Annotated in this window: 6 protein-coding genes; 1 reads left to right on the top strand and 5 read right to left on the bottom strand. The window is 54.7% G+C overall.

All coding sequences use genetic code 11. The features are described from left to right. Positions 1–5: 5 nt before the first annotated feature. From IBX54_RS12320 to IBX54_RS12300, 5 genes are all read right to left on the bottom strand, one after another. Positions 6–260 (bottom strand): UPF0175 family protein, encoded by a 255-nt coding sequence (locus tag IBX54_RS12320; RefSeq protein ID WP_296542949.1) that lies wholly within the window; start codon positions 258–260, stop codon positions 6–8. A 446-nt stretch (positions 261–706) separates the two neighbouring features. Further along, on the bottom strand, positions 707–1,012 hold the full coding sequence (locus IBX54_RS12315) for a HigA family addiction module antitoxin (RefSeq protein WP_296542948.1): 306 nt from the start codon (positions 1,010–1,012) through the stop codon (positions 707–709). After that, the gene (locus tag IBX54_RS12310; RefSeq protein WP_296542947.1) at positions 1,005–1,202 is read right to left on the bottom strand and encodes a hypothetical protein; all 198 of its coding nucleotides are present in this window, start codon (positions 1,200–1,202) and stop codon (positions 1,005–1,007) included. The genes IBX54_RS12315 and IBX54_RS12310 overlap by 8 nt, the downstream gene beginning before the upstream one ends. Positions 1,203–1,628: 426 nt before the next feature. Beyond that, complete coding sequence (locus IBX54_RS12305) at positions 1,629–3,323, bottom strand: O-antigen ligase family protein (protein WP_296542946.1); 1,695 nt, start codon at positions 3,321–3,323, stop codon at positions 1,629–1,631. Between the two features lie 143 nt (positions 3,324–3,466). After that, complete coding sequence (locus IBX54_RS12300) at positions 3,467–3,886, bottom strand: pilin (RefSeq protein WP_296542945.1); 420 nt, start codon at positions 3,884–3,886, stop codon at positions 3,467–3,469. A 389-nt stretch (positions 3,887–4,275) separates the two neighbouring features. Between IBX54_RS12300 and IBX54_RS12295 the strand changes: the two genes are divergently transcribed. Then, a complete protein-coding gene (locus tag IBX54_RS12295; protein WP_296542944.1) occupies positions 4,276–4,650 on the top strand; it encodes a tetratricopeptide repeat protein in 375 nt (124 codons plus the stop codon). Positions 4,651–5,188 lie beyond the last annotated feature (538 nt).

The raw sequence follows: 5,188 nt of genomic DNA, 5'->3' as shown, positions 1-5,188 counted from the left end.
AACCATCACAGCAAAGCCGTTTCCCGCACAAAATCATCGTCAGAGTTATCCAGCATCTTTGCCCCAGACTGCATAGCCTGCAACAAAAAATGCACCCTTGGCACACCGCACCAGCGAGCCGCCATGCCAGACGACAACTTGCCATCACGAAACAAGGCTGTTGCCGACTGCAGTTTCACCAGCTCGGCAAATCGATGCGCATCCAAATGCAGACCCATCAGTATTTCAGGCGGGCATTCAATTTCAATGGTGTTTTTCATTGGCTTGACTTTCTTTCATGTTGCAAAACATTTTGGCACATGATGCGCCGCGTTGGTTCATGCCTTGCGCTCCAGCAGGTCTTGGTAGGCGGCGGTGTAAGTACCGGCACAGTCGTCCCAGCTGCCAACAGGCACCTTGACCCAGCGGCCGCTAACATTACCTACGGGCGCACTTGGTCATGGCGGCTCAAGGTGATCAGACCGCTTGCCTGCGCAAACTATGTTTGCAGCAGTTTGGCCGGGTGCGTCGGGCCGAACAGGTGCCATTGCCGCCGCAGGCGAGCGCCCAGGCTGGGCGCAGCGCCCAAAAGGGCAACCGAAGCGATTTTGAGCACTATCTGAGTAGGGTGCCAGATATGCCGGCTCAGTTGGGTGACGAGCTGGTATACGCACTGAATAGATTCATATGGATATTTCAGAGTTCAAATCCGAGATGGCCAGGCCGCTCAGACAGCCAGCGCCAAAGGTTCAATTTCGGCTTCGATTTGCTGCGCCTTGTCGCGCTCGGCGAGCTTGAGGTCATACATTTGTTGAAGATTCAGCCATGACTGAGCGTCACCGCCAAAATAACGCGCCAGCCGCAAGGCGGTGTCAGGGGTGACGCCGCGCCGCTCCAGCACGATGTCATTGATCCGTCCGGCAGGCACATGCAGTGCCTTTGACAGCGCATTGGCACTCATGCCCAGTGGCTTCAGATAGTCTTCACGCAGGAACTCGCCCGGGTGTATCGCACGCATGCCGTTTTTAATCATATTGCCCGTCACGATCACGCGTCAGTCTTTCCAGATGGTTACCGGGCGGCGACTTGAGAAACTCCACGGTCATGGCAGCCGCCAGTTGGGTCAACTTGCGCTCAGCGACGTCCCTGATATTGGCAAAACGCCTGGACTTTCCTGTTTCAAAAAGCGATTGTGTGTCCTGGCATTTAAACGGCTGAATCATAAGTTGTCATCATGTACCGCTTGCCGGTAAACAGCAAGTGAGTAACGTATTTCAAATTGAAGCGGGTTGTCGTGGGCTTGGGCTGGTGCTGGCCGACTGCGGAAATGCCGTTGCGCTCAAGCTTCGTTCGCCTTGATCAGCTTGCCCAAAGAAACTGCCCGATGGCGCCATTTGCCGCGGATTCTTTGTTGGCGTTACGACGCAAGCACCGATGGCCGCTTGTTCTCGAACTCCCAAGGGGCAGGCATCGAGCGAATCGTGGACCCGCATGGTAGCGGTTGCTGGCGGCTACGACGGTCTGCTTTGCCGAAGTCCCAAATTGGCAATCGTCGCAAGTCCAGCAAACCATGCGTTTCCAGCACTTTGATTGACGGATTGGTTGATTGACACCATGAGGCCCGAAAAACCGTTTGCGCTGTCGCGACACTACTGCGTTATCGGAAACGGCACGTTTCCAATTTCGGGATGTTCAGCAAGAAATTCAGTCCACGCCGTGCGTGCCACATTGCAACGATCTTTTGGAAACAACAGGCACCAGCGTGTTAACGATTCTTGAGCATCAACGGGTTTGCCATTTGACGCAGCTGCCTTTGCATACTTGAAGAGTGCCGATTCAATGGGGTAGCGGTTAGTCGTCACCCGAAGACGCTCCAGTTCATTCAAATCCATACCAGCTCGCGGTTCAATGCGCAGGTTGACCAATGCGTCTTGCAGCCCGCCCAATATGTAAATTGTCGGCGCAGGCGGCGCAGGCCTTATGCCACTCCACGCCATACGCATGCGGTAAGCCTGCAAGTCAACTTCAATGCGACGGTAATCAATCCACGTCAGGACGAGCACCCACGCGAGGATGGCAACGCAGAGGGCGATCAGCAGACGTGGTACCTGCAGAACAACTGGCAGGCCTGAACGCGCGTTAAGCGTGCCCATCATCAAGGCTGCCGGCACTAAAAAGAATGTCTTGCAATGCGGCAATTCCAGCATGGCATGCAACATGAAGGTACTCAGTGCAAGCATGAGCAGCACTTGTGAAAAGGTGGTAATCCGACGCAATTGCCACCAGAACCAGGCGCCAAGCAACGCAGCAAAGCCCAAACCCAGCGGCACACCATTCCACACCATCAAATCGAGCACAAGGTTATGTGCATGTTGGACACCACCTTTTATGTTTGCATAATTAGGCAACTCGCCCAGTTGCACCAATTGACCCTGATTCCAGCCGTAGCCCAACCAGGGCTGATGTCGGATGCCATCGACCATCATGGTCCATATTTCGGGCCGTAAGCCAATGGCCAATTGGGCATTGAGGCTACGCGCATCACCCGCATCGACCAAGCTTGTCGCCATTGGCCATACCAACACCAGCAGTACAAACCAAGTCCCCAAGCCAAGGACTGCGGCGCGTTGCCTCGAAGCCCCAAGAGAGGCGGGTACGACCAAAGCCGCAGCCAGCAGCAGGCCAATGGCAAGCCAGCCGGTGCGCGATTGCGTGCTGGCAACACCTATCAGCAAAAATGCGGCGGAAAACAGGGTGACGCCGCCGCCAATACGCCGGTGAAAGTTAAACCACCACAGACCCACAAGGCCCCAAACGAGCAGGCTCGAAAGCATATTCGGCTGCCCGACATTCGCCACCGCCCGTACGCCGCCCCCCGGTATTGCCGCCAGGAGCGGCCCCCAGTCGAGGCGAATCCACTGTGCCAGCGCAAACGCAGTGGACGCCAAGGCCGCTATAACCAAACCCGCAAACAAGGCATCTGGCACACGTCCCGGTGCATCTTCTTCAGTTCGACGAGCCACCATAACCGTCAAAGCGAAGCCAACCAGATAAAGACTGATCACCGGCGCCTCGGCCGGGAACAGGAAAAGCCCACCCATGGCCTGCATCAGGGGGATCAAGGCGGCGAGGGCAAACCCAAGCGACAAAACGTCCAAGGCAAGACGCCCACGAGCCATGATGAGCACCCACAGCGCAAGCGGCACAACCGCCAAACCAGCCGCGACCTCGCTGTAAAGGGTGGGCAACGGCTCGGTATGTACTGGAATCAGCCAGGGCAAGCTGAGGACGATGGCCAGGCAAATCCACCCAAAGCCTGTCTGCGTACGCTTCGCTTGATTCATCTTTCGAACCTGAAAATATGACACATAAAAACGACGACTCGGGACATGCCTCAAAACACGAACTGCTCCCGCAATGGGACTCCCCAAACAAACAAAGCGGCCCGCAGGCCGCTTTGAATTGTGGACTGTTACTACCGGAGTAATTAACGGCACTCAGATGGCAGGTACTTGGTATTAATATCTGACGTACAAGTCCATTTCAGTTGGCCGCTACCAACGTCAGTTGGCGTCAAGGTAATGGCGCCCGGGGCATTAGGAACTGTTGATGTAACAGCAACGACACCCGTGTTATCACCGATTGAAACACCCGACACGTATTTCGTAGCACCAGGAAAAAGATAGCCACTGTTGGCGCTAGTCACCTCGCTCAACCCGCCCATGGCTGAGCTAGTTTCAGCGACCGCCAGTTTGGCGGGCGAGGCCATGATGACCACCTCGGACACCTTGGCACGGGTGGTGTAATCCTGATAAGCAGGCAAAGCCACCGCAGCCAAAATACCAATGATCGCCACGACGATCATCAACTCGATCAGGGTAAAACCCTTTTGCATAGAACGTTTCATGAGAAGCTCCTGAAGTTAAGAAAAAAAAACCAACGAGAACGAAGACGTAGTAGCATCTTTCATGCCATGCTGAGAATTTTCAAAAGACGGGGAAAAAATACGCACTTTTGCGCATAAGTCACTTAAAAATGAGGCTTGAGCGGTTTTTGGAGCTGAAATGGCACAGTATTTTGATGCGCCACGAACGCCACCATTTCAAATGGCACAGTGTTTTGCCATGCCGCACCTTTGGGTGAACGAAGAGCCGCCATCTCAACCTAGAACGATCAGAAGTGACTTATCATCAAAACATGCATGCAAGCACCATCAGCATTGACACCGCCAGTGCCATCACAGACTTAAGTCGCCGCACCTGGTGGCGGCGCATCTCCGCCGGAAAATTCACGCGCGTGGATGATGACGGCCGTGGCCGCGCCATGCTCTTATGGTCCGAGATAGAGCCGCACATTTGTGTACCGATAAAACCTGAAGATAAACCATTTATCTTTCTGGCTGATGCGGGCAATGCCGAGGCGCAAGACGACATTGGGCAACTCTTTTTGATGTCAGAAAAATACCAGGCGGCGATGTATTGGTTTGAGCTGGCAGCCCAGCAAAATAACCCTGATGCCATGCAATGGCTCGGCCACTGTTACATCACCGGCAAGGGGGTGCCAAAGGATGACAATCTGGGCGTCATGTGGCTGGCCCGGGCTGCTGCGCTTGGCCATGTGATTGCGCAGGGGCAGATGAACGGGTTGATAGGTCGTGAAAAAAATAAGTAAAGTGGACCCCACTGTCAAGACAATTTTTCAGTGAATTTAAGCTGGTCCCGTTTTCATCGCAAATGCACGGCGTTGCCCCGGTTTTTTGACTTGGTTTTCGGACTGCCTTTCTTCAATTTCGCCAGTTGCTTCGCAAGTGCTTTTGGTCAGTGGCCTACGGCCATGCATCTTGTGCCTGCCCCGCCCACCCTCTGGGCCTCGCCACGCTTCGCGGGCATTGGCCCTGCGTGGTCTGCCTGTCCACCCCCGAGGGGCTCCCTCAGCCCGCGCAGACAGGGCAGGGGGTCTTGGTGCAAGGGCATCAGGCGCTGCACGCCTGATCGTCATACTCGGTGGACTTGGCACGGTCGGATCTGTCAGCGATTTGGACGCGTTGATCTTGATGGCGCAGAAAGTCTTACATCCGCCCTTACATCGTAAATTCAAACAAAAAGCCTGCTAAGAATTAACTAGCAGGTTTTCTATGTGCCGTAAGGCTTTGACTGGTGGGAACTGAGAGGTTCGAACTCTCGACCTACGGATTAAGAGTCCGCTGCTC

The sequence above is a fragment of the Rhodoferax sp. genome (assembly GCF_014859475.1).
Lineage (GTDB): Bacteria > Pseudomonadota > Gammaproteobacteria > Burkholderiales > Burkholderiaceae_C > Rhodoferax.
This window is presented reverse-complemented; position numbering and strand designations above follow the sequence as displayed.